This is a genomic window from Rhizobium sp. UBA1881, assembly GCF_002338015.1.
Lineage (GTDB): Bacteria > Pseudomonadota > Alphaproteobacteria > Rhizobiales > Rhizobiaceae > Rhizobium.
Genome location: NZ_DDHH01000158.1, coordinates 18,488 through 37,733, shown reverse-complemented (window position 1 = coordinate 37,733; position 19,246 = coordinate 18,488). Strand labels below are relative to the sequence as shown.

22 protein-coding genes and 1 tRNA gene are annotated in these 19,246 nt (G+C 61.3%); 9 read left to right on the top strand and 14 right to left on the bottom strand.

Annotation, left to right across the window (positions count from 1 at the left end):
* Positions 1 to 6 precede the first annotated feature (6 nt).
* Positions 7 to 888 (bottom strand): DMT family transporter, encoded by an 882-nt coding sequence (locus B3605_RS19335; protein WP_112941489.1) that lies wholly within the window; start codon positions 886 to 888, stop codon positions 7 to 9.
* Positions 889 to 961: 73 nt separating this feature from the next.
* Positions 962 to 1,423 (bottom strand): Lrp/AsnC family transcriptional regulator, encoded by a 462-nt coding sequence (locus B3605_RS19330; RefSeq protein ID WP_112425295.1) that lies wholly within the window; start codon positions 1,421 to 1,423, stop codon positions 962 to 964.
* Between the two features lie 163 nt (positions 1,424 to 1,586).
* Between B3605_RS19330 and ald the strand changes: the two genes are divergently transcribed.
* Positions 1,587 to 2,705, top strand: coding sequence for an alanine dehydrogenase (gene ald, locus B3605_RS19325; protein WP_111561353.1), 1,119 nt, complete (start codon positions 1,587 to 1,589; stop codon positions 2,703 to 2,705).
* A 63-nt stretch (positions 2,706 to 2,768) separates the two neighbouring features.
* On the opposite strand, the gene B3605_RS19320 is transcribed toward ald, so the two are convergent.
* The 5 genes from B3605_RS19320 to B3605_RS19300 form a co-directional block, all read right to left on the bottom strand.
* On the bottom strand, positions 2,769 to 3,239 hold the full coding sequence (locus tag B3605_RS19320) for a DUF1203 domain-containing protein (RefSeq protein ID WP_112941488.1): 471 nt from the start codon (positions 3,237 to 3,239) through the stop codon (positions 2,769 to 2,771).
* 108 nt (positions 3,240 to 3,347) lie between these two features.
* Complete coding sequence (locus B3605_RS19315) at positions 3,348 to 3,908, bottom strand: GNAT family N-acetyltransferase (RefSeq protein ID WP_112941487.1); 561 nt, start codon at positions 3,906 to 3,908, stop codon at positions 3,348 to 3,350.
* Between the two features lie 2 nt (positions 3,909 to 3,910).
* Positions 3,911 to 4,780 carry a 3-mercaptopyruvate sulfurtransferase gene (sseA, locus tag B3605_RS19310; RefSeq protein WP_112973400.1) on the bottom strand — a complete coding sequence of 290 codons (870 nt, stop codon included), beginning with the start codon at positions 4,778 to 4,780 and terminating at the stop codon, positions 3,911 to 3,913.
* 21 nt (positions 4,781 to 4,801) lie between these two features.
* Positions 4,802 to 5,539 (bottom strand): alanyl-tRNA editing protein, encoded by a 738-nt coding sequence (locus tag B3605_RS19305; RefSeq protein WP_112941485.1) that lies wholly within the window; start codon positions 5,537 to 5,539, stop codon positions 4,802 to 4,804.
* Positions 5,540 to 5,545: 6 nt separating this feature from the next.
* Complete coding sequence (locus tag B3605_RS19300) at positions 5,546 to 6,586, bottom strand: cysteine synthase A (RefSeq protein WP_112941484.1); 1,041 nt, start codon at positions 6,584 to 6,586, stop codon at positions 5,546 to 5,548.
* Positions 6,587 to 6,816: 230 nt separating this feature from the next.
* On the opposite strand from B3605_RS19300, the gene B3605_RS19295 reads away from it, so the two are divergent.
* On the top strand, positions 6,817 to 7,461 hold the full coding sequence (locus B3605_RS19295; protein ID WP_112941575.1) for a ChrR family anti-sigma-E factor: 645 nt from the start codon (positions 6,817 to 6,819) through the stop codon (positions 7,459 to 7,461).
* A gap of 100 nt (positions 7,462 to 7,561) precedes the next feature.
* A complete protein-coding gene (locus tag B3605_RS19290) occupies positions 7,562 to 8,395 on the top strand; it encodes an SDR family NAD(P)-dependent oxidoreductase (protein ID WP_112941483.1) in 834 nt (277 codons plus the stop codon).
* Between the two features lie 117 nt (positions 8,396 to 8,512).
* Here B3605_RS19290 and B3605_RS19285 read toward each other — a convergent pair whose 3' ends face one another.
* From B3605_RS19285 to B3605_RS19270, 4 genes are all read right to left on the bottom strand, one after another.
* Positions 8,513 to 9,772: an SAM-dependent methyltransferase gene (locus B3605_RS19285; protein WP_112941482.1), complete on the bottom strand. Its 1,260-nt coding sequence runs from the start codon at positions 9,770 to 9,772 to the stop codon at positions 8,513 to 8,515.
* A gap of 163 nt (positions 9,773 to 9,935) precedes the next feature.
* Complete coding sequence (locus tag B3605_RS19280) at positions 9,936 to 10,778, bottom strand: DUF1365 domain-containing protein (protein ID WP_112941481.1); 843 nt, start codon at positions 10,776 to 10,778, stop codon at positions 9,936 to 9,938.
* Complete coding sequence (locus B3605_RS19275; protein WP_112941480.1) at positions 10,775 to 12,112, bottom strand: NAD(P)/FAD-dependent oxidoreductase; 1,338 nt, start codon at positions 12,110 to 12,112, stop codon at positions 10,775 to 10,777. Before B3605_RS19275 ends, B3605_RS19280 begins: the two co-directional genes overlap by 4 nt.
* Positions 12,109 to 13,554, bottom strand: coding sequence for a cryptochrome/photolyase family protein (locus B3605_RS19270; RefSeq protein ID WP_296435602.1), 1,446 nt, complete (start codon positions 13,552 to 13,554; stop codon positions 12,109 to 12,111). The genes B3605_RS19275 and B3605_RS19270 overlap by 4 nt, the downstream gene beginning before the upstream one ends.
* 305 nt (positions 13,555 to 13,859) lie before the next feature.
* On the opposite strand from B3605_RS19270, the gene B3605_RS19265 reads away from it, so the two are divergent.
* The 5 genes from B3605_RS19265 (at position 13,860) to B3605_RS19245 (ending at position 16,909) form a co-directional block, all read left to right on the top strand.
* Positions 13,860 to 14,060 (top strand): hypothetical protein, encoded by a 201-nt coding sequence (locus B3605_RS19265; protein ID WP_112941478.1) that lies wholly within the window; start codon positions 13,860 to 13,862, stop codon positions 14,058 to 14,060.
* A 9-nt stretch (positions 14,061 to 14,069) separates the two neighbouring features.
* On the top strand, positions 14,070 to 14,660 hold the full coding sequence (locus B3605_RS19260) for an alpha/beta hydrolase (RefSeq protein WP_112941477.1): 591 nt from the start codon (positions 14,070 to 14,072) through the stop codon (positions 14,658 to 14,660).
* A gap of 121 nt (positions 14,661 to 14,781) precedes the next feature.
* Entirely contained in the window at positions 14,782 to 15,216 is a 435-nt protein-coding gene (locus tag B3605_RS19255; RefSeq protein ID WP_112941476.1) for a hypothetical protein, read from the top strand.
* 178 nt (positions 15,217 to 15,394) lie between these two features.
* Complete coding sequence (locus tag B3605_RS19250) at positions 15,395 to 16,618, top strand: MFS transporter (protein WP_112941475.1); 1,224 nt, start codon at positions 15,395 to 15,397, stop codon at positions 16,616 to 16,618.
* 108 nt (positions 16,619 to 16,726) lie between these two features.
* A complete protein-coding gene (locus tag B3605_RS19245) occupies positions 16,727 to 16,909 on the top strand; it encodes a hypothetical protein (RefSeq protein WP_112941474.1) in 183 nt (60 codons plus the stop codon).
* 152 nt (positions 16,910 to 17,061) lie between these two features.
* Here the strand turns inward: B3605_RS19245 and B3605_RS19240 are convergent.
* Positions 17,062 to 17,136: transfer RNA gene (locus tag B3605_RS19240), tRNA-Asn, on the bottom strand.
* Between the two features lie 108 nt (positions 17,137 to 17,244).
* Between B3605_RS19240 and B3605_RS19235 the strand changes: the two genes are divergently transcribed.
* Positions 17,245 to 17,538 carry a hypothetical protein gene (locus tag B3605_RS19235; protein WP_112941473.1) on the top strand — a complete coding sequence of 98 codons (294 nt, stop codon included), beginning with the start codon at positions 17,245 to 17,247 and terminating at the stop codon, positions 17,536 to 17,538.
* A gap of 10 nt (positions 17,539 to 17,548) precedes the next feature.
* Here the strand turns inward: B3605_RS19235 and B3605_RS19230 are convergent, their stop codons facing one another.
* Positions 17,549 to 18,553 (bottom strand): inorganic phosphate transporter, encoded by a 1,005-nt coding sequence (locus B3605_RS19230; RefSeq protein ID WP_112941472.1) that lies wholly within the window; start codon positions 18,551 to 18,553, stop codon positions 17,549 to 17,551.
* Positions 18,553 to 19,194: a DUF47 family protein gene (locus B3605_RS19225; RefSeq protein ID WP_026283297.1), complete on the bottom strand. Its 642-nt coding sequence runs from the start codon at positions 19,192 to 19,194 to the stop codon at positions 18,553 to 18,555. Before B3605_RS19225 ends, B3605_RS19230 begins: the two co-directional genes overlap by 1 nt.
* Positions 19,195 to 19,246: the final 52 nt, after the last annotated feature.

The window sequence follows — 19,246 nt, the reverse complement described above, 5'->3', positions numbered from 1 at the left end:
CGATTTTTACTTCCGCATTGCTTCCCGGCGGGCGACGACATGCTCGCGCCAGATCGTGAAAATGCCGGAGGCGACGACGATGACGGAGCCGATGATCGTGTTTAGGCTCAGCGTCTCTCCATAAATCGTCACCCCGATGATCGAGGCATAGACGAGCTGCAGATAGGTGAGCGGCTGGACGGCCGCGGCATCGAGCATGTCGTAGGCGCGGATCAGGAAATAGTGGCTCGATATGCTGGTCATGCAGACGAGCGCCATCCACACCCAGTCCGTCGGCGCCATCCATGTCCAGTAGAACGGCCCGACCAGCGTCATCGCGATAGCGCCGACGACACCGGTGTAAAAGAAGCTGGTCATCGACGAATCGTCGCGGCTGACCAGCCGGGTGGCGATGACGTAGAAAGCAAAGAGGAAGCAGGAGAGGACGGCCAGCAGCAGTGTGACATCGAAGGAGCCGCTATCGGGCTTCAGGATCAGAAGCACGCCGACCAACCCCGCGCCGATCGCCGTCCACCGCCGCCAGCCCACCCGCTCGCCGAGCAGCGGCATGGCCAGCAGCGCAATCAGGATCGGCGTCGCCGAGAAGATCGCCTGCGAGTGCGCGAGCCCGATCACAGCGAAGCAACTGATCACGACAACCACCTGGGCGGCGAGAAGCAGCCCCCGGATCACCTGCAGGACCGGCCGTTTCGTGCGCGCCGTGGCGACAATCCCGCCGCGCATCTTCGCGGCCAGAAGGATGGTGAAGAGGCCAAAGGCCCAATAGCGGATCATCGTCACGAAAACGGGCGGGTAGGCGCCGCCCAGATGCTTCGAGATGCCGTCCTGAATGGAAAAGATGGTGATAGCCAGAAGAACGAAAATATAGCCTCGGGTCTTCGATCTCATGGCGTCTTCTTAATACACCGGCCTCGGCCGTATTCCGGAAACACCCGCGCAGGCAGGTGATTCCGCTCCTCCGTCACAAGCCCACATTGGGCCGGTCCATCACCTCGCGCAAGGCAAAGCTGGAATTGATCTTGACGACATGGGGCAGGGCCGAGAGCCAGTCGCGATGGATGCGCTCATAGTCCTCCAGATCGCGGGCCGCGACCCGCAGGATATAGTCATATTCGCCCGACATCAGGTAGCAGACGAGCACATTGGGACAGCGCTTCACGGCGGTCTCGAATTCCGACAGCGTCTTCGCGAACTGGCCGGACAGCGAGATGTGCACGATGGCGATCATCTTGTAGTCGAGCGCTTTCGGCGAGACATGCGCGTGATAGCCGAGGATGACGCCGCTGCGGTCGAGGATGTCGAGCCGCCTGGAACAGGCCGACGCGGACAAGCCAACCTTGGCGGCCAGATCGGCATTGGTGATGCGGGCATTCGATTGCAGCGCTTTCAAAATGGCATGATCGATGGCATCGAGTTCCGACATTCGAAGAACTTTCGATTATTGCGTCTGAAACGCATCTTTCTTCGAAAAATGCCATACATGCAAATCCTCTTTGCAAGGACATTTCGTGCGCGGGGTGATTGGATTTCACTCGTGAACGCTTCGCTCGACGAGGCGGAAAAAACAAACGAGGAGGAGCGCCCCGATGCGCGTCGGTTGTCCGAAGGAAATCAAGAATCACGAATATCGCGTCGGCCTGACGCCTGCAGCCGTTCGCGAGTATATCGCGCATGGCCACGAGGTCTGGATCGAGACGAAGGCGGGTTCCGGCATTGGTGCCGATGACGCGGCCTATGCCGCCGCGGGCGCGAAGATCGCGTCCTCTGCCAAGGACATCTTCGAAAAGTGCGACATGATCGTCAAGGTCAAGGAGCCTCAGCCGTCCGAATGGGCGCAGCTGCGCGACGGCCAGATCCTCTACACCTATCTGCATCTTGCGCCGGACCCCGAGCAGACCAAGGGCCTGCTGTCGTCGGGCGTCACCGGCGTCGCCTACGAGACGGTGACCGATGATCGTGGCGGCCTGCCGCTCCTGGCGCCGATGTCCGAAGTTGCCGGTCGCCTTTCGATCCAGGCAGGTGCGACAGCGCTGCAGAAGGCCAATGGCGGCCTCGGCATTCTCCTGGGCGGCGTGCCCGGCGTCCTGCCGGCCAAGGTCACCATCATCGGCGGCGGCGTGGTTGGCCTGCATGCGGCTCGCATGGCCGCCGGCCTCGGCGCCGATGTCACCATCCTCGACAAGTCGCTGCCGCGCCTGCGCCAGCTCGACGATCTCTTTTCCGGCCGCATCCACACGCGCTATTCCAGTATCCAGGCGCTCGAAGACGAGGTCTTCTCCGCTGATCTCGTCATCGGCGCGGTGTTGATCCCCGGCGCTGCTGCGCCCAAGCTCGTCACCCGCGAAATGCTCTCGGGCATGAAGAAGGGCTCGGTCATCGTCGATGTCGCCATCGATCAGGGCGGTTGCTTCGAGACATCGCATGCGACAACCCATTCGGACCCGACCTATGAGGTCGATGGCGTCGTGCACTACTGCGTCGCCAACATGCCGGGCGCGGTTCCGGTCACGTCCGCACATGCGCTGAACAACGCCACGCTGGTCCATGGCCTGGCGCTCGCCGATCGCGGCCTGCGCGCCATCGCCGAAGACAGACATCTCAGAAACGGTCTCAACGTCCACAAGGGACGCGTCACCAATAAAGCCGTTGCCGAGGCGCTGGGCTACGAGCCTTACGCTGCGGAAGCCGTGCTCAACGTAGCGTAAAGTCCATCGCGCGACGTCAACTGAAGCCGGTTGCTCTCTCCGCAGCCGGCTTTTTTCCGTGATTTAACCGTCGATCCGGCATTGATAGCAATTGTTGCGCGCCGAGCGCACATGCACATAGGCGACCTCCGGTTTGCGCAGAAGCTCCGCCGCATAGGCAGGAATATCGGCGACCTCGGTCACCGCGCCGGTGCCGTAGACGATACGGTTGTTGGGGCCATAGCCGCGCAGGATGAAGTTGGGGCTCGTCATCAGGACAGGCGGCAACACTTCCTCGGCGGCATAGCGTTCGCAGCGCTTGTGATGCAGGAACACCGGTCCCGTCTCTGCGTAGGGCTGCAGCTCCGGGAAGGGGCGGTAGGCGAAAACGTAAAGCGCCTCGCCTGCATCTATGTTCTTCAGGCAATGGCGGCAGGGGTGTCCCGGCCCATCGGAAACCATTGTCTCCGGCAAGTGACCATAGGCGTCGTTCCCGCCGTTCCAGATCGTCTCGGCGTCAGCAGTAGGCATCGCAGTGAAAGATAGAGCATTCATGGCAAGTCTCCTTTTCGAGCTTGCCTTGAATGCGCTCCAACCCAGGTGGAAGCCACCCGATCCTTGCGCCTCTATGCTCTTGCCAGAAGAAACAGCCGAAACGCGCCGCTAGCTTCTCTTCGCCAGCTCAAGCAACTCCTTGTCGCTGAGCGGACGCACGATCGCGGTGCCCGTCGAGACAGGCGAAAAGCCGAACATCTGGTAGAGCTGCAACGCCCGGGGATGGTCGAGATTGTTGGTCGTGGTCGTCACGCGCAAAGGGTTCTGCGTCCAGATCGCATAGAGCGCCTGCAGCAGGAACCACTTGCCGATCCCGAGACCCAGCGCATGCTCCATCAGCCCGAAATGGCTGAGCTCGATCGTATCCTCGTCAATCGTCAGATACTCGTAAAACCCGGCAGGCGCGCCGTTCACATAGAGCACGCAGATTGTGTTGCGCTTGTCGTAGAGCGTGGTGGCCAGTTCCTCGTCGCTCATCCTCAGACGATCCACCCACTGCCACCGCGCGCCGACCTGGCGGTAAAGATAGCGGTAGAATGGCAGCGGGATTTCCGGCGCGCGCATGATGGCGGTCTGGATATTGACCGGCACCGGTAGGCTCGTCTTCGGCGCCGCCGTCATTTCGAGGCGGGTCACATGGGCCTTCAGCGAGGAGGGAGCTTTTGCCATGGTCAAGCTTTGATCGCTTCTGCGGGGCCGGTAACGATGGGCGTGTCCTCACGGCTACCCCACTCGCTCCAGGAGCCGTCGTAAAGCGCGTTGTCGTCATGCCCAACGCTTTCCAGCGCCAGCATGATCACGGCGGCGGTCACGCCCGAGCCGCAGCTCGTCACGACAGGCTTGGAGAGATCGATGCCCGCATCCGATATCATCGTCTTCAGCGTCGCCACATCCTTGAAGCGGCCATTGGCCGAGAGCGAAGTTGCCGGCAGGCTGCGGGCGCCGGGCATGTGACCCGAGCGCATGCCGGCGCGCGGCTCGGCTTCCTCGCCGGTAAAGCGGCCGGCGCCGCGAGCATCGGCGATCTGCGCCGAACCGTCATCGACGATCTCGCGCATGGTCTCGAAGGGGATAACCTTGTCGGCCCGGAATTTCGGCGTGAACACCGCTGTCACAGGAGTGGCCGTCCCGGTCTCCAGCGCGCGTCCCTCGGCCTTCCAGCCATCGAGGCCGCCATCCAGAACGTAGACATCCTTGGCACCCATGGTACGCAGCATCCACCAGACGCGCGGCGCCGAGAAGAAACCCATGCCGTCGTAGACGACGATCGTGTCCGTCTCTGAAATGCCGAGCTTGCCGACTTCGGCGGCAAAGAACTCCGGAGAGGGGAGCGAATGCGGCAGGCCGGTCGAATGATCGGCGATCACGTCCTGATCGAAGAACACGGCGCCGGGAAGGTGGCCCGCCACATATTCGTCCTTGGCGGCGCGCTTGTGGGCCGGCAGATACCAGGAGGCGTCCACCACCTTGAAACCTAAAGTCCCCAGCTGCTTTTCGACCCAATCGGCCGAAACGACGAAGCGGCTCGTGGTCTCGCTCATGTTGCTCTCTCCAATCAATGCTTATGCGTCGTCGCCAGGAGCGCCGAAACGGATACGGAAGCGGCGGTTTTCCTTGCCCTTCTTCTCGATCTTGGCGATGTGAATCTGTCCGACTTCTCGTGTTGTCGCAACATGTGTGCCGCCGCAGGGCTGGCTGTCAATCGCCGAGTTCTCGCCGATGCAGACGAGGCTGACGCGACCGAGCCCCATCGGCGGGCGCACGTTCTTCGATTTGACGATCCCTGGATTGGCCGTCAGTTCCTCATCGGTGATCCACTGCAGGTAAACGGGATGGTCCTGGTCGACCAACACCATCAGCTTCGCCGTCACCTCGTCCTTGTCGATCGTGTCGGTCATGTCGAAATCGACACGGCTTTCCTCTTCGCCGACGGCCGCGCCGGTAATCGGATAGGAGCAGACAACGGAAAGCAGGTGGCAGGCCGTGTGCATGCGCATCAGCTTGTGACGGCGCTCCCAATCGACATGCAGCACCACTTTCTCGCCGACCTCGGGGCTTGCCTGTCCCTCGAGCGGAACATGGATGATGATGTCCTTGGCGGCGCCATGCTTGGTCTGCCCCAGCGTGATCTTGCTGCCATCGGCGCGCTCGAGAAAGCCGGTATCGCCCGGCTGGCCGCCCGAGGTCGCGTAGAGGCAGGTCTGATCGAGTTCGATGCCCCCGTCTTCGTGGATGGCGGTGACGACGGCCTCGCAGGTCGAGAGATAGAAGTCGTCACGATAGAGGGCATTAACGGGCATTGGGCCTCACGCTGCGGGTTCGTATGGGATCTTGATATCGACAGGCGAGGTCAGCCATGCCGGCAGCGGCAGCGACTTCGATGTCAGGAAATCGGGATTGAAAAGCTTCGACTGGTAGCGGTTGCCGTAGTCGCACAGAATGGTCACCACCGTGTGGCCGGGGCCGAGGTCCTTGGCCAGACGCACCGCGCCAGCGATGTTGATCGCCGACGAGCCGCCGAGGCAAAGCCCCTCATGCTCGACGAGATCGAAGACATAGGGCAGGGCTTCCGCATCCGAGATGTTGTAGGCGAAATCAGGCGTAAAACCTTCGAGATTGGCGGTAATGCGGCCCTGGCCGATGCCCTCGGTGATCGAGGAGCCCGCGGACTTCAGCTCGCCGTTCTTGTAGAATTCATAGAGTGCTGCGCCATCCGGATCGGCGATGCCGATCTTGATGTCCTTGTTGAAGCCCTTCAGCCCCATCGCCGTGCCGGCAAGCGTGCCGCCCGAACCGACGGAGCAAATGAAGCCATCGACCTTGCCTGATGTATCCGCCCAGATTTCCTTCGCCGTCGTCTCGATATGCGCCTGCCGGTTGGCGACGTTGTCGAACTGGTTGGCCCAGATGGCACCGTTCGGCTCTGTCTTGGCCAGTTGCTCGGCGAGACGTCCGGAAACCTTCACGTAGTTGTTGGGGTTCTTGTAGGGCACGGCCGGCACTTCGACGAGTTCGGCGCCAAGCAGCTTCAGCGCGTCCTTCTTTTCCTGGCTCTGCGTCTCGGGAATGACGATCACGGTGCGGTAGCCGAGCGCCTTGGCGACCAGCGTCAGGCCGATGCCGGTGTTGCCGGCGGTCCCTTCGACGATCACGCCGCCCGGCCGCAGCAGGCCCTTCTTCTCGGCGTCGCGAATGATGTAGAGCGCCGCGCGATCCTTGACCGACTGTCCCGGGTTGAGGAATTCCGCCTTGCCGAGAATGGTGCAACCGGTCGCCTCCGACGCTCCCTTGAGCTTGATCAGGGGAGTGTTGCCAATGGCTTCTAGGACGGAAGGATGAACGGTCATGGAATCTGCCTCTTTGAAACACTTAGTTTAGGAACGGTCTTTTCCCTTCACAAGGCTGGGTTGGCAAGAAATCCTATTCCTCGCCCTCAACCAACACGGTAAAATTAGACTTCCCGTCCCAGATTGGTTCGCCACGTGCTGATCCGGGTCGCTATGTGATCCGGAGATTGACATTCATCGTATGGATGATGACAAAGCAATCACTGAAAGCGGAAACGACCGAAACCATCATGGTTCACGAGCATATCGACACGGTCGATGCATTGATGGCGTATTATGTTGCGGGCTCCCTTCCGGAGCCGGCGCGCGTTCTTGTCGAATCGCATCTGGAAATGAAGCCGGATCGTCGGATGCTGGTGCAGGACCTTGAGTTTCTGGCCGGCCAAGAGCTTGAGCAGACCTCCGAAGCAAGTCTCGATGACCGGGATGCCAGATTGGCGCGGATCTTCGCATCCGCCGCGCCGGTCGAGCCCAAGCCATTCATCGCGACTGACAAACCAAGCATCTTCCCGTGCGCCCTGCGCCGCCTTGTCGGCTTCGATGTCGATACGGTGCCGTGGAAGACCAAGCTCCCCGGTTTCAAGGAATATTCGGTCGATATCGACGGCTGCGAAGTCAGCGTCATGTGGATCAAGCCCGGCCGCGCCATGCCGGCTCATACCCACAAGGGCATGGAGCTGACGCTCATCCTTGACGGCGCCTTCAACGACAATCGCGGCCGCTTCGGCCCCGGCGACATCTCCGTTGCAGACGAGACGATCGATCACCGCCCGGTGGCCGAAAAAGATCGTCCCTGCATTGCATTTTCCGTTCTAGATGCCCCCATCAAACTGACCGGGTCCTTCCGCCAGCTGATTGGCGACCTGATCGGCTGAAAGCAGCCACAATAGCGTGATAGAGCCATTATCCCGGGAGGTTGAGAGGAACTTCCGGGCCCGTTTCGACGTTCTTCGATACAGCCTGAGGAGTCGCGCCATGAACGATTTTGTAGCCCGCCCCGAACATGGAATTGCCTGGATCTCAGGCGCAAGCTCCGGCATCGGCCGTGCCTTGGCGCTGAAATTGGCAAGCGAAGGCTACAAGGTCGCCGTCACCGCTCGCGACCATGAAAAGCTCGCCGAGCTGCAATCGGAAGCCAACGGTCTTGCGGGCAGTATCATCGTTCTCGATGGCGACGTCACTAATCCCGAAGACATGGAGCATGTGCTCGCATCGATCGAATACGAGCACGGCGCGCTGGCGCTCGCTGTCTTCAATGCCGGCGTCTATCTTCCTGTTCATGCCGAGGAACTGCGCCGCGAGGATTTTGAGCAGAGCTTCGCCGTCAATCTGCAGGGCGTGGTCAATTGCCTCGTGCCTGCCGTGCGTCACATGAAGCACAAGGGGCAGGGGCAGATCGCCATCGTCTCCTCGGTGACAGGTTACGGTGGCCTGCCCACGGGCGCTGCCTATGGCGCCACCAAGGCTGCCCTGATCAACATGGCCGAGAGCCTGAAATTCGATCTCGACAAGATGGGCATCCGCATCCAGCTCATCAATCCTGGTTTCGTCGACACGCCCGCCACCCGCAAGAACGAATTCCCGATGCCGTCGCTGATCCCGGTCGATGAGGCCGCCGCCGAGATCTATGCGGGCCTGAAGTCGAAGAATTTCGAGATCACCTTCCCGAAGCGCTTCACCTACACGCTGAAGGCTCTCAACCTGTTGCCCTACAGTCTGTACTTCTGGCTGGTGAACCGCGCCACCGGTTGGCAGGAGCGCCCGCGCGCTGACGGTCGCCGCCCGGTGACGCCAAGCCCGGCGGAATAGCTCAGTCGCTCACGAGCCATCGCGCCGACAACCGATCACGATGTTTATGGAGGGATAGACGAGGCGGATGGCGACCGGGACAGGAGGTCGACTGTCTGGTCCCGCCACCCGCTCTCGTCAGCTCCGCGAAAAGACGACCTGGCGGACGTCTATGTTTCGGGCGCGGAAACCTGCTTCACAATAAAATAAATAGAACTCCCAGAGCCGCTTGAAGCGCTCGTCGAAGCCCAGTGGGCGAACTCGTTCCCAAACGGACCAAAAACGCTCTCGCCATTCGGCCAGAGTACGAGCGTAGTCTAACCCAAAACCGAAGTCCCGCACCAGTGACAAATTCACTTTTCGCCCAAGTTCCGCCAAATGCTCGCGGGTCGGTAGCATGCCGCCGGGAAAAACGTACTTCTGGATGAAGTCTGGATTGCTCCTGTACTGCTCGAAGGACTCGGGCCGAATCGTTATGATCTGCAGACCCGCCTTGCCGCCGGGCTTCAGGCATTGCTCGAGCTTGGAGAAATAGGCGGGCCAGTATTTCTCGCCGACGGCCTCGAACATCTCGATCGAAACGATCTTGTCGTAGACGCCGGTTTCGTCGCGATAGTCCTGAAAGCGGAAGTCGACCTTGTCGCTGAGACCCGCCTTGCGGATGCGCTCCTCGGCGAAGGCCAGCTGCTCGCGGCTGATCGTCAGGCCCGTGACCCGACAATTCAGTTCGCTGGCGGCGAACTCGGCAAAACCGCCCCATCCGCAGCCGATCTCCAGCACGTGGTCGCCCGGCTTGATCCCGGTCGCTTCGGCGAGAGCCCGATACTTGGCGTTCTGCGCCGACTGCAGATCGTTGGCGCCGGTGGAATAGAGCGCCGACGAATAGGTCATCGTCGGATCGAGCCATTGCTTGTAGAAGTCGTTGCCGAGATCGTAATGGGCCGAGATGTTCCGCTTCGAACCTTTTCGGGTGTTCGTATTCATCCAGTGGCGGATGCGCTCGACGAGACGGGGCAGGCCACGCTTGCCGTTGGCGTAATCCTGGATCGCTTCGTCGTTGACGATGAACAGCTCGAGGAACGCCGCGATATCGGGGCTGTCCCAATCGCCATCCATATAGCTCTCAGCGACGCCGATCGTGCCGTTGGAAAGCGCCCGGTAGCAGATGTTCCAGTTCTTCAGGTGGATCTCTGCGTGCTGGCCGGGTGTGCTGCCGGTCACCCGCACCACGCGGCCATCGGGAAAGGCGATCGTCAGCGAGCCATGCTGCATGCGAAGCAATGCCCTCAGCGCAAGCTTGGCGCGCAACGGCAGTCCCTTCGAAACCTGTCCGATATTCTGCTGCGTCAGCTGGATCGCGTTGCGTTGAGAATCGGTCAAGTCACTAGCATCACTCATGGTTTTCTCCTCCGGCAAGATTTGGCCGGTTCAGGACGACGATGCGCTGAAAATCTCCGCCCCCCGGCGATTGCTTTGAACGCTATCGTAAAAATTGGAAAAGCCAAACAATTTTCCAATCCTGTGTTGCGCACGATCGACGCATATATCGAAGCACGCTTAGCTATTCCGCTGCCTCCGCCCTCTCGCGCGGCGCGACCACGCTGACAGGGGCGGGTGGCGCGGGCTTTGCGATGTACTTCGCGCCCTTCAGCCACAATTTCAGCGCCTCCCAGTGAATGCCGCCGACGATCTTGATCGGCAAAAACGGAACGGCGGCCGTGAGCCACGCAAGGTTCCTGGTCGTGAGCCCCACCTGTCGTCCTGAGAAGGTCGCCGCAAGCAGCGGGCCATCGGCATCGGTTTCGAGAATACGCCAACGGATCTCCTTGCCCGGCGGCAGCATGCGGAAATTGTAGCGCATGCCCATCTCGATGAACGGCGAGACGTGAAAGATCTTGTCGCAGCTCTGCCGAATGCCGGTGTCGCTGACCTCGCCTGAGCCGATAGGGCAGACGTATGTGTGCCGTTCGCCGAACGTGTTGCGAACTTCATAGATCATCGCGATCAGCTGATTATGCTTGTCATAGGCATGGTAGACTGAGAGTGGATTGAAGACGTAGCCGAGGATGCGGGGGTAGCAGACAAGCACGACGCGCTGGGCACGCAAGCCCGCATGCCCCAGCAGTTCATCGGCATGCGCCCTGGCGCCCATCCGGCCGCCATGGTCGCTCTCATGAAACGACACCGCATTGCGCTTGTTGACCGAAAACAGCGCGGACAGCCGATCCGCCTCGTCCAGCCGGTCGAGATCGATCGCCATCGAGAACACGCGATAGCGAAAGCGGTGGCCGAAGGGCTTCATGCGCTGATGCATGACGTCGCCGACATAGAGCGCTGCCGCAGCCTCAGGCGGCGGCCCGTTGTCGCGCATGCTCACGCCTCGTCCTTCGCGTTCCTGCGTCATGCGACGGCGTCCAGCTCCGGTTCGATGTTGTCCGTTTTCAGCGTGCTCCACCGCAGCGCCGCGCCGAGCGCCTTGGCGGCCGCAAGACCCGAGGTCAGCCCGTCCTCATGGAACCCATAGCCCGTCCAGGCGCCGGCAAAGTAGCAGCCGTTGCGTCCCTGTATATCCATGAGCGCGCGCTGCGCCTGAACGCTGTCGGCTGAGAACTGTGGATGCTCGTAGCTGAACTCCGCGAAGACCTTGCTTGGGTCCGGCTCTCGATCAGGGTTCAGCGTCACGAACAAAGGAAAGCGATCGTCGATCGCCTGCAGCCTGTTCATCCAGTAGGTGACGGCGACATCGGCGTTACCATTAGCCGAGCTCGAACGAAGATAGTTCCAGGATGCCCAGACCTTCCGGCGCTGCGGCATCAGCATCGGATCGCGGTGGAGCACCACCCTGTTCGGCTGATAGGGAACGGCCGCCAGCAGCCGCTTTTCCTCCTCAGTCGCGTCGGCAAGCATGCGCCGCGTCTGATCGCTATGCGCTGCAAGGATCACCTTGTCGAAGCGGCGCTCCTCGCCGCGTTCGTCGACGATGGTGACGCCACTCTCGGTCCTGATGACCGCGCGCACGCCGAGCCCGAGCTTCAGCCGGTCGCCCAGAGGCTCAAGCAGTTTTTCGAGGTAGTTTCGGCTGCCACCGGTCACCGTGCGCCACTGGTGCTGCCTGGAATAGATCAGGCGGTGATTGTCGAAGAAGTTGACGAAGTGCTCGGCCGGAAACTGCATCATCTTCGCCGCCGGCGTCGACCAGATCGCAGCTGCCATCGGCACCAGATAATTGTTGGTAAACCCGGGCGAGAAGCCCCGCCAGTCGAGATAGTCGCCGATCGAGCGTGCGGCGAGGTGGCCGGCGGCGCGGTCGAGAAGGCAGGTCTTGTTGAAGCGCAATATCTCGCGGATCATCAAGAGGAAGGATGGACGCACCAGATTGCGCTTCTGCGCGAAGATCGAAGACAGTCCGCTGCCGCTCCATTCAAGCTTGCCGTGGTCTAGCGAGAGCGAAAAGCTCATGTCGCTGGCATGGGTGGCGACGCCGAGCCGCGCGAACAGCGCGGTCAGGTTCGGATAGTTCGGCTCGTTGTAGACGATGAAGCCGGTATCGACGGGGATGTGCACTCCATCGTAATCGACATCAACGGTGGCGGTATGGCCGCCGGCGCGCGTTTCCTTCTCATATAGCGTCACGTCATGCATCGGATTGAGCGCCCATGCCGCCGATGCCCCGGATACGCCGGAGCCGATGACCGCGATCTTCAAGCGACTGTGCGGGTGGTGAAAATGGGCGTTCATGCTGCGTCCTTTACGGCGTTGTAGGCTTTCAACGCCCGGTCGCGGGCGGTCGCGTGGTCGACGATCGGCTTGGGATAGGTTTCGCCAAGCTTGATATCCGCCTTGTCGAGCACGCTCTGCGGTGCGGCGAACGGCTTGTGGATGTATTTGGTATCGAGCGCCGCAAGCTCGGGAGCGAACTCGCGGACATAAGCGCCATCGCGATCGAACTTCTCGCCCTGCAGCACCGGGTTGAAGATGCGGAAGAAAGGGGCGGCATCCGCCCCGCAGCCCGCCACCCATTGCCAGCTCGCCGCATTGCTTGCCGGGTCGGCATCGACAAGCGTATCGCGGAACCAGGCTTCGCCGCGTCGCCAGTCGATCATCAGGTCCTTGATCAGGAACGAGGCGACGATCATCCGCACCCGATTGTGCATGAAGCCGTGCTTCCAGAGCTGGCGCATGCCGGCGTCGACGATTGGGTAGCCGGTCATGCCCTTGGTCCATGCGCGAAAATGCGCGGTGCTGTTGCTCCATTCGAAGCCATCGAAACGGTCGTTCCAGTTGGCGTAGGGCAACTTCGGGAAGTGAAACAGCAGATGGTAGGAGAATTCGCGCCAGGCGAGCTCCTTGCGGAAGTGAACCAGATCGTCCGGCGGCACATCCAGCCCACGCGTCTCCTCCCAAATGCGGGCAGGCGATATCACGCCGAGCGCCAGATAGGGCGACATCATCGAGGTCGACTGCTTGGCCGGAAAATCGCGGTCGGCCTTGTAGCCCTCAAGGCTCTGATCGAGAAAATCCGTAAGCCGCTCGCGCGCCGCCTCTTCTCCGGCAGTCCAGACCTCGGCGAAATCCTTGGCCCAGTCCGGCTTGGTCGGCAGAAGCTTCCAGGACGCCAATTTCTCGCTTGCGGGAAGCTCCGGCGCGAATTTGACCTTCTTCGGCGCATCGACAGCGTGAGGCGGCTCGCCGGCGTCTTCGAGTGCCCGCCAGAACGGCGTATAGACGCGGTAGGGCGTCCCACCGCCTGTCTTCAGCCGCGAGGGCTCATGCAGCAATTGGCCGGCGAAGCTCTGCGCATCGAGGCCCTGCTGCTCGAGTTCCCGCTTGATGCGCGTATCGATGGCGATGCCCGGCGGATCGTAGCGGCGGTTCCACATGACAGTGTCCGCACCCGTCTTCTTGATCAGGTCGACGAGCACATCGAGCGCATCGCCGCTCACAAGATTGAGCGAGCCGCCAAGCGCTTCGATCGATGCGGTGAGCGACATCAGCGAATGATGCAGCCACCACTCTTGCGCGCCGCCCAGAGGCCCGGTGCCGGAAGAGGAGGGCTCGCGTATATAAAGGGGAATGATCGGGCGTCCGGTGCGGCAGGCAGCATGCAGCGCATGATTGTCGTCGAGGCGAAGATCCTTGCGAAACCAGAGGATAAGCGGCTTTGCTGCATCGTCGGACAATGAATGTGATCCCCTTGTTTCTGTGTTGCTTCTGTTACGAAGCTACGGGGAGTGTGGATCAAAAGTTTCAGCCCGCATAAAGATTTAACACGGCACATCGGTAAATTATCCGACAGCATCGGTGGTTGCGCGCGTCGCGGGTCGCCTGGTGGGTCGATCGTCGCCCTCAGGCGAGATCGGCATGCCGATTTTTCCCCTCGTTCGCGCATGCAGGGATGCTCATTCCTTTAATCCACTAAAAAGATAGAGAATACTGCTCTCATCAGATTGCGGCCGGAGAATGCGGCCGTACAGGAGAGACGACGATGAGTATCATCAGGCATTTTGATCGCCTTTGCACCATCCGCGACCAGCTGGAAGCGAGGCTCGAGCTGCACGAGGCACGATACTGCTTTGGTAGCGAGGACATCGAGGATGGAACGGGCGCTGATCTGCGCGAGCGCATCATGCAGATGACCGACGAAATCTCTGCGCTCATGCACAGCCCGCGCTATTCCGATTTCTAGGAGAGGGCGATGACAGCGACATTGATCATTCCCGGGCTCAACGGCTCCGACCAGGGCCACTGGCAGCGCTACTGGCTCCGCGACCGCCCCGACAGCGTTCTGGTGGAGCAGGACGACTGGGACGATCCCTTGGTTGATCGCTGGGCCGACCGGCTCGAAGCAGTGCTGCTCGAGCACGGCGAGGCCTATATCGTTGCCCATAGTCTCGGCTGCCTGCTGACGGCGAAGTTCGCCGACCGGCCATCGGCGCGCCGCATCAAGGGCGCGCTGTTGGTCGCTCCCTGCGACCTGCGCCCCACGGAACGGCGACACCCGGATGCCGCCATCCGCTTCGGGCCGATGCCGACACGGGCGCTGCCGTTCCCCAGCATCACCGTCGGCAGCCTGAACGACCATTACATGGAGCTCGACCGCCTGACGCTCTACGCGCGTCTGTGGAAGACCGAGCTCAGGAACATCGGCCTTGCGGGCCATATCAATATCGCCAGCGGCTTCGGTCGCTGGACCGGCGGCTATGCGCTCTTCGACAATCTCAGGGAGAAGGCGAAGGCGCCGAGGCGATACGTACCAGAACACGCGTCGCACACCTCGCTTGGCTGATCGCTATTGCCGTTCGATGTAATCGTCGGCTCCCATATCCCCCGAACGGTGAAGAGCCGAGCCTGTCGTAATGCTGTAATGTGGTCCCCATCGATAGCATGTGACGGATGGGAGGCCGGATATGTGGTATGAAGTTGCCTTGGCCATGACACTCGTGGCGTTTACGCTCAGCAGTTGCCAGACGGTGGTGACAAATACGCCGACGCAGATGTCGACGGCGAAGATGAACTGCGATCCCGCCACCAACCGCTGCCAGACCCCCGAATTCGGCATCAAGCAGAAAGCCCGGAAGGGCCAGAGGGTATCATGGACAATGCAGCCGGCCGAGGGCTGGCGTCTGACGGGCAATCCCAAGACCACCTTCGCCGGCAAGGGCGTCTATGACGTGACCGTCACCGCATGGGATCCCAACTCGCTGACCTGCCAGTGGCACGCCGAGGGTGATTCCAAGCTCTTCGCCAGCGACGGCTGGGTCGCCGGATATTGCTACGCCGACGCCGAACTGATCCCGCCGCCGGCACCGGTCAAGGTGCGTTCGACAAAGAAGAAGAGATAACGTCCCTGATCGGATGACCGCCGCGGCAAGCACCGTTGGCGGTCACGATCACGTGTTTTAGCGGGGCCGAACGGAAAGCGGCCCCGATGCCATTGACAAGGACGACTGTCCGGGCGGAAACGGTTGCAGCAACAACCCCCAGAGGCGCGCTGTCGGCAGCGGGCCGGACAGTTTTCTCATGGATGCATCAGTAGTTCACCAGGATAGCGTTCTGCGCCATCCCGGCTATCTCAATTTCGCGGCTTCCCGCGTCTTCTCTTCTCTCTCTTTTCAGTGCGTCGCCATCGCCATGGGCTGGATGATCTACGATCAGACCCATAGCGCCTTCGCGCTGGCCATGGTCGGGCTCTGCCAGTTCCTGCCGATGGTGGTTCTGACCTTCGTGGTTGGCCACGTCGCCGATCGTTTCGACCGAAGGCGCATCGGCCTGATCTGCCAGTTGATCCTCGCCACGGTGTCGGCGGCGCTTGCCGTCGCCACCTGGCAGAACTGGCTGACGCCAGCGGGCATCCTGACGGCGGTGACGATCATGGGCGCGACCGTCGCCTTCGAGCGCCCGACGATGGCAGCCCTTCTTCCCAGCATTATGCCGCCCTCGCTGCTTCAGCGCGCGGTGGCAACATCGACCTCGATGATGCAGACGGCGCTGATCGTCGGCCCGTCGCTGGGCGGCCTGCTCTACGGCGTCGATGCCGTTGCTCCCTTCGCCGTGGCCGCCGTCCTCTTTGCCGTCGCAAGCGTCAACGTCATCTCGATCCGCATGGAATGGACGCCGAGCAAGCGCGAACCGGTCACGCTCGCCTCCGTCTTCGCCGGCGTCTCCTTCATCAAGAGCAAGCCCGTGATGCTCGGCACCATCTCGCTCGACCTCTTCGCCGTTCTGCTGGGCGGCGCCACGGCACTCCTCCCGATGTTCGCCAGCGATATCCTTCATGCCGGCCCCTGGGGTCTGGGCATGCTGCGCGCGGCCCCGGCCGTCGGCGCGCTCTCCATGTCGATCGTTCTGGCCAGACGCTCGCTGACGAGCAGGGTCGGAGCGAAGATGTTGACCGCCGTGGCCGTGTTCGGCGTCGCGACGATCGTTTTTGCCGTATCGACTAACATCGCGCTCTCGATCGCCGCGCTGCTGGTGGTGGGCGCTGCCGATACGGTCAGCGTCGTGGTGCGCAGCTCGCTGGTTCAGCTTCTGACCCCGGATTCGATGCGCGGACGTGTGAACGCCGTCAACTCGCTCTTCATCGGCACCTCGAACCAGTTGGGCGAATTTGAATCGGGCATGCTGGCCGGCATGATGGGTCCCGTTGCTGCCGGCGTCATAGGGGGCTTAGGAACCATCGTCGTGGTGCTTCTGTGGACGCGGCTTTTCCCGGATCTTCGCAAGGTCGATACGCTTCAAGGGTAGGGTGCCTTAGCCGCAATAAGTGTTCGCCAATCGTGACCCAAGAAATTTACATGGCGTTTGGCGGCTGCGTGCTAGCTTAGTAGCCAAGACATTTTCGAGGAGGTTCATATGAAGCGAATTTCAACCGTCCTGGCCGCGATCATGCTGATCGGCCTTTCGGCGCTCACGACAGGATGCGCGGGCTACCCGACCTCCGCGGGGTCGGCATCCGGTTATGTGCCTGGCGATTCCATGAACCGCGCCTGCTCAGATGGCTTCAGGCCCAGCGAGGGACGCTCCTGCGGCTATTGATGTCGCCGCTTTGTCTTTCATCCCCGTGGCTCCATCGCCCGCGGGGATGACGCAAGCGCACACCGTCGCCGAGGAACCTCGAGGCGAAACCTATCGCTTTGATTTCGGAAAAGAAAAAGGCCTGCATTTTTCAATGCAGGCCTTTTAGAAACTGGCTCCCCGGGCCGGATTCGAACCGGCGACCTGTCGATTAACAGTCGAATGCTCTACCGCTGAGCTACCAGGGATCACCGCTCGCCGCGGTGTGAGTGGGCTAATACAAATGCTTGCTCGATTTGCCAAGCGGTTTTTTCAAAAAAATGACATCTCCTTGCAATCATTCAGGTTATCCCCACATGCTGTGGATGACTGAGAGCCCGAAAAACACCGCCAAACGCTTTGGCATCGATCACACCACCGGCCACATCGTCATGGGGCCGACCCGCATTCCGCTTCCGAAGTCGCGCATAGCAAGGCTTTTGATCGGCGGACTGCTGATTTTCGGCGGATGTCTGGGCTTTCTTCCGATTCTCGGCTTCTGGATGATTCCGCTCGGCGTGCTGGTGCTGTCGCACGACCTGCATGTCGCGCGGCGAATGAGACGACGATTTTCGGTGTGGTGGCACAGGAGGCGGAATTCCGCCTCCTGATATTGATCGCTCAGGCGAAGAGGCTGGCGATCCAGTAGAAGGCGGCGGCAATCAGTGCTGCGGCCGGCAGCGTCACCACCCAGGCTACGACGATATTGCCCGCAAGGCCCCAGCGCACGGCAGACACCCGCCGTGCCGCGCCGACGCCGATGATCGCGCCGGTGATGGTGTGTGTGGTCGAGACGGGGATGCCGAGCCATGTGGCGCCGAACAGCGTCAGCGCGCCGCCGGTCTCTGCGCAAAAGCCCTGCATCGGGTTCAGCCGCGTGATCTTCGATCCCATCGTATGCACGATGCGCCACCCGCCGAACAGCGTGCCGAGCGCCATTGCCGACTGGCAGGACAGCACAACCCACAGCGGCACATGAAAACTGCCGCCGAGATATCCCTGCGAGTAAAGCAGGATGGCGATGATGCCCATCGTCTTCTGCGCATCGTTGCCGCCGTGTCCGAGCGAATAGAGCGACGCCGAGACGAACTGCATGATGCGGAAGGTGCGGTCGACCGCGAACGGTGTCTGCCGCACGAAGAGCCACGAGACGATCAGAACGAGAAACAGCGCCAGGAGGAAGCCGATCATCGGCGACATGACGATCGCGCCGGCGGTCTTCAAGAGACCACTCCAGACGATCGAGCTGAAGCCGACCTTGGCGAGCCCTGCACCGACCAGCCCGCCGACCAGCGCGTGCGACGAGCTCGAAGGGATGCCGAACACCCAGGTGACGATATTCCATATGATCGCGCCCATCAGCGCCGCGAAGATCACCATCGGCGAGACGATGGCCGGATCGATGATCCCGGTCCCCAGCGTCTCGGCGACGTGCAGCCCGAAGAACAGGAAGGCGATGAAATTGAAGAAGGCCGCCCAGGCAACTGCGAACTGCGGGCGGAGCACGCGCGTCGAGACGATCGTCGCGATCGAATTCGCCGCATCATGCAAGCCGTTCAGGAAGTCGAAGAACAACGCGACCGCGATCAGCCCGGCAAGCAGCGGGAAGGCAAGGGTGGCGTCCATCAGACGTTCTCGATCACGATGCCGCTGATCTCGTTGGCGACGTCTTCGAAGCGGTCGACGACCTTTTCGAGCTCGCCGTAGATCTCGCTGCCGATGATGTAGGCCATCGGGTTGGTCGCGCCGTGCTTGTGGAAGAGGTCTTTCAGCCCCTGATCGTGCAACTCGTCCGACCGTCCCTCGATCCGCGTCACAGCTTCCGCGATCGCCGTCAGGCGAGGGGCGTTGGCGTTAATTCGGTCGAGCAGGGGAATGGCCTCGGCGATCATGTGCGCGGCCTCGACGATCGTCTTGCCCATCTCCTGCATCACGGGATCGAAGCTCTTCTGCTCGAACAGGCGGATGGTCTTGACCGTCTTGTGCATCATGTCGATGGCGTCATCCATCGACTGAATGAGGTCCTTGATGTCGACCCGGTCGAACGGCGTGATGAAACTGCGGCGAACAGCGAGCAGGACATCGCGGGTGATATCGTCGGCCTCGTTCTCAAGCGTGACGATGCGCGCGCAGTGCTTCTCGGTGTCGTTTCCGGAAAGCAGTTCATTCAGCGCTTCGGCCGCACCAACGACTGTTTTCGCGTGCTGCGCGAAGAGATCGAAGAACCGGTCTTCGCGTGGCATGAGTTTCCGAAACCAGCTCAGCATAGTATCCATCCATGAAAGGGTATTGTCATAAAACTGTCATAAAGCAGCGACC

Bases quoted from the DNA above. Each gene is read 5' to 3' on its own strand.
- B3605_RS19335 (WP_112941489.1), bottom strand. From the start codon at position 888: ATGAGATCGAAGACCCGAGGCTATATTTTCGTTCTTCTGGCTATCACC.
- B3605_RS19330 (WP_112425295.1), bottom strand. From the start codon at position 1,423: ATGTCGGAACTCGATGCCATCGATCATGCCATTTTGAAAGCGCTGCAA.
- ald (WP_111561353.1), top strand. From the start codon at position 1,587: ATGCGCGTCGGTTGTCCGAAGGAAATCAAGAATCACGAATATCGCGTC.
- B3605_RS19320 (WP_112941488.1), bottom strand. From the start codon at position 3,239: ATGAATGCTCTATCTTTCACTGCGATGCCTACTGCTGACGCCGAGACG.
- B3605_RS19315 (WP_112941487.1), bottom strand. From the start codon at position 3,908: ATGGCAAAAGCTCCCTCCTCGCTGAAGGCCCATGTGACCCGCCTCGAA.
- sseA (WP_112973400.1), bottom strand. From the start codon at position 4,780: ATGAGCGAGACCACGAGCCGCTTCGTCGTTTCGGCCGATTGGGTCGAA.
- B3605_RS19305 (WP_112941485.1), bottom strand. From the start codon at position 5,539: ATGCCCGTTAATGCCCTCTATCGTGACGACTTCTATCTCTCGACCTGC.
- B3605_RS19300 (WP_112941484.1), bottom strand. From the start codon at position 6,586: ATGACCGTTCATCCTTCCGTCCTAGAAGCCATTGGCAACACTCCCCTG.
- B3605_RS19295 (WP_112941575.1), top strand. From the start codon at position 6,817: ATGGTTCACGAGCATATCGACACGGTCGATGCATTGATGGCGTATTAT.
- B3605_RS19290 (WP_112941483.1), top strand. From the start codon at position 7,562: ATGAACGATTTTGTAGCCCGCCCCGAACATGGAATTGCCTGGATCTCA.
- B3605_RS19285 (WP_112941482.1), bottom strand. From the start codon at position 9,772: ATGAGTGATGCTAGTGACTTGACCGATTCTCAACGCAACGCGATCCAG.
- B3605_RS19280 (WP_112941481.1), bottom strand. From the start codon at position 10,778: ATGACGCAGGAACGCGAAGGACGAGGCGTGAGCATGCGCGACAACGGG.
- B3605_RS19275 (WP_112941480.1), bottom strand. From the start codon at position 12,112: ATGAACGCCCATTTTCACCACCCGCACAGTCGCTTGAAGATCGCGGTC.
- B3605_RS19265 (WP_112941478.1), top strand. From the start codon at position 13,860: ATGAGTATCATCAGGCATTTTGATCGCCTTTGCACCATCCGCGACCAG.
- B3605_RS19260 (WP_112941477.1), top strand. From the start codon at position 14,070: ATGACAGCGACATTGATCATTCCCGGGCTCAACGGCTCCGACCAGGGC.
- B3605_RS19255 (WP_112941476.1), top strand. From the start codon at position 14,782: ATGTGGTATGAAGTTGCCTTGGCCATGACACTCGTGGCGTTTACGCTC.
- B3605_RS19250 (WP_112941475.1), top strand. From the start codon at position 15,395: ATGGATGCATCAGTAGTTCACCAGGATAGCGTTCTGCGCCATCCCGGC.
- B3605_RS19245 (WP_112941474.1), top strand. From the start codon at position 16,727: ATGAAGCGAATTTCAACCGTCCTGGCCGCGATCATGCTGATCGGCCTT.
- B3605_RS19235 (WP_112941473.1), top strand. From the start codon at position 17,245: ATGCTGTGGATGACTGAGAGCCCGAAAAACACCGCCAAACGCTTTGGC.
- B3605_RS19230 (WP_112941472.1), bottom strand. From the start codon at position 18,553: ATGGACGCCACCCTTGCCTTCCCGCTGCTTGCCGGGCTGATCGCGGTC.
- B3605_RS19225 (WP_026283297.1), bottom strand. From the start codon at position 19,194: ATGCTGAGCTGGTTTCGGAAACTCATGCCACGCGAAGACCGGTTCTTC.